Raw genomic sequence first — 2,479 nt, 5'->3', positions numbered from 1 at the left:
ATCGAGAAGTTAAACAAAATTGTGGTATTGAACGCTGTCAGGCTCGCACGAGCCGAGCGCAAAGAAATCATATTTTTCTCGCTATTTCTGCGTGGTTTGAACAACATAAACGTCGTATATCTGAAAAAATAACCCTTTATCAACAAAATTGGGACGTAATCAAAAATGCTATTGCTGAGCACATCCGTGTTTTATTAGCGTACCCAAATTAGTTTTGTGCGAAACTCGTGAGCTTGACGGATGCCATTGATACTTCTACGTCCGCAGGCCGTTTTTTCTTTCATGTGATGAGTGCTTTGGCACAGATGGAGCGAGAACTGATTGTTGACACGAGTTTCGCACAGGCATATAAAATTCTAAAAATGGCTTAAAAGCAATGATTAATCTGCAAGTTACTAAAAAACATAAATTTTCTTAAATTACAATAAGTTGTATTTGATTTATAAGGTTTTGACTATTTATATATCATGCTGAATTAAACTTAAAAATAGAGCGTTTTTTTATTGGTGCGAAACTCGTGGTTGAGCGTACTAAGGCCGGTTTAGCAGCGGCAAGAAGCAGAGGACGTATTGGCGGTAGACCTCAGTCGCTATCTTTTGCACAGCAACAGGAAGCTCTAAAATTATTGGCGAATGGTCATAGCAGAAAACAGCTTGCATTACTGTATGGCGTTTCATTGGCTAGCATCTACAAATATTTTCCAGTTAACCAATGAGGGTTGTCGCGTTCAGTGCCAGATTTGACTTCGAGTAGGCATCAGGAATCGATTTTAAGCCACCCAATATTCGCTGTACGGCGTTTTCTCGATATAGGTAACCCCAAGGGTAGCGCTTTTGAACTTGAACGCCTTATAGAGGCTTACAGGCGGTTTTGGCATGAATCAATTTAAACCAGTTTAATGATAGCTGTTGCAAGCCCGACAATCGCAGCCATAACACTCGCCATTTTAATGATTAGCTTGTTTGATAGGCTTTCAATATCCTTGTGTAACAGGGCTATCTTAGCATCAGTTTTATCAGCACGAGCGGCTGCCTCCTTCCTTGCATCAGTTATTTGCGCTTCAACTTTTTCAAAGCGATGCTCCATATCCTTACGGACATCGGCGATCTCTGCTGACAAGTCCTTGCGAACATCGGCGATGTTGCGGTTGACCTCGGCAATTTCGTGTTTTACTTCAACGATATCAGCCTTTGTAGCCACATCAGCGACTTCATGAGACTTGCGAACAGCGATAGAAATCGCTCTGGCCTGATCTTTCGGCAACCCTGCGTTTTCTAAGGTCTCGACAAACTCTTGTGTATCAAAGGCTACCTGTCCCATAAGTGATATTCCTCATTATTTTTTGTTAATTGTAACCAACTCTCTTCGGCAGTGCAAAGCTGGGTTTGGCAGCGGTGAGCCGTGCGATCTGCGCCTGCTGTTGACCTTAAGGCGCTTGCGCCGCCCTGATGAGGCTGTCGCAAAAGGGGTATTCACAATAAAAATAATTTAATTTTTTCTTTAAAATCAAAATATTGAAATCATTAAAAACATGATACCCCCCCCCTTTTGGAGGCTGTCGCAAAAGCTCATGTTATCGATTAAAATTTGCTTTATTCGTTTTAAACGCAGATCTTTTATGACCGTATTTACTCGCAAACTGGAATCGCCTTCTCACACCAAACGTAAGTTTGTCAAAGCGCAAAATCTACCTATCTTGGAGGGTTCTGTTTCCCTTTGCGATTATCTCAAGCAAATTGGTGAACGTAGGGCATTTATTGTCACAGAGATTTTGGATGAACAAGACTGGGTACCTTTCGAACGCTGTTATTCTTCAACAGGTAGAGCGCCGTATTCTCCTCGTTCAATGATGGGAATTTTGCTTTATGGGATCATGAAAGGGCATAGTTCGCTCAGAGCACTTGAAAATCTGGCGCGTTTAGATTTGGGATGTATTTTTGTCAGCCATGGCGTGACACCTGATCATGCCAGCCTTGGACGTTTCATTTATCAACATCAGACTGTCCTGACGGGCAGTTTTTTTAAAGAACTTACATTATCCGTTTTTCTTCGTACCCAATCTGGGGTTTCCTGTCTGGCTGGTGATGGAACAGTTACACGAGTTTCGCACAGGCATATAAAGTTCTAAAAATATCTAAAATAATGTTTTATCCGTAAGATATTTTATAATATAAAATATATATTTATTTCAATAACTTATGTGTTAATTAGCAATTTTTGCGAATTATATATTATGTCGAATTGAACTTAAAAATAACTTGTTTATTTGTTGGTGCGAAACTCGTGAGTTATAGAGGCCGCCTGTTCTCATTATGATCTTTTGACGCAGGAAGCGATTTCACGAGAAAAAAGGGTTCTCTCAGCAGCGCCAGTCACAGTGCGGATAGAAAAACGCATTCAGCAATTGGAACAGAGCGCTGAAGTGTTAAAATGCCGCCAAGAAAATCGTGAAAAAAAAGGTAAAGATGGCAGCCAACTG

At 40.8% G+C, this 2,479-nt stretch carries 3 protein-coding genes and 2 pseudogenes; 4 read left to right on the top strand and 1 reads right to left on the bottom strand.

All coding sequences use genetic code 11. From position 1 onward, the window contains the following. The 3 genes and pseudogenes from CBG25_RS03025 to CBG25_RS03015 all read left to right on the top strand — a co-directional run. Positions 1-212: pseudogene (locus CBG25_RS03025) on the top strand (hypothetical protein); the annotation flags it as partial. 18 nt (positions 213-230) lie between these two features. Continuing rightward, positions 231-329, top strand: a pseudogene (locus tag CBG25_RS03020) (recombinase family protein); the annotation flags it as partial. 188 nt (positions 330-517) lie between these two features. Continuing rightward, positions 518-715 (top strand): helix-turn-helix domain-containing protein, encoded by a 198-nt coding sequence (locus CBG25_RS03015; protein WP_290604433.1) that lies wholly within the window; start codon positions 518-520, stop codon positions 713-715. Positions 716-885: 170 nt separating this feature from the next. Here CBG25_RS03015 and CBG25_RS03010 read toward each other — a convergent pair whose 3' ends face one another. Further along, the gene (locus tag CBG25_RS03010; protein WP_290604431.1) at positions 886-1,320 is read right to left on the bottom strand and encodes a hypothetical protein; all 435 of its coding nucleotides are present in this window, start codon (positions 1,318-1,320) and stop codon (positions 886-888) included. A 250-nt stretch (positions 1,321-1,570) separates the two neighbouring features. On the opposite strand from CBG25_RS03010, the gene CBG25_RS03005 reads away from it, so the two are divergent. Continuing rightward, entirely contained in the window at positions 1,571-2,128 is a 558-nt protein-coding gene (locus CBG25_RS03005; protein ID WP_290604429.1) for a transposase, read from the top strand. Positions 2,129-2,479: the final 351 nt, after the last annotated feature.

The organism is Arsenophonus sp. ENCA (assembly GCF_002287155.1).
GTDB lineage: Bacteria > Pseudomonadota > Gammaproteobacteria > Enterobacterales > Enterobacteriaceae > Arsenophonus > Arsenophonus nilaparvatae.
Note: the sequence above shows the minus strand (reverse complement) of the source record. Positions and strands in the feature narration are given on the sequence as shown.

What these genes read in the sequence shown, in the direction of transcription:
- CBG25_RS03005 (WP_290604429.1), top strand. Translation starts at nt 1,571, where the DNA reads ATGTTATCGATTAAAATTTGCTTTATTCGTTTTAAACGCAGATCTTTT.
- CBG25_RS03010 (WP_290604431.1), bottom strand. Translation starts at nt 1,320, where the DNA reads ATGGGACAGGTAGCCTTTGATACACAAGAGTTTGTCGAGACCTTAGAA.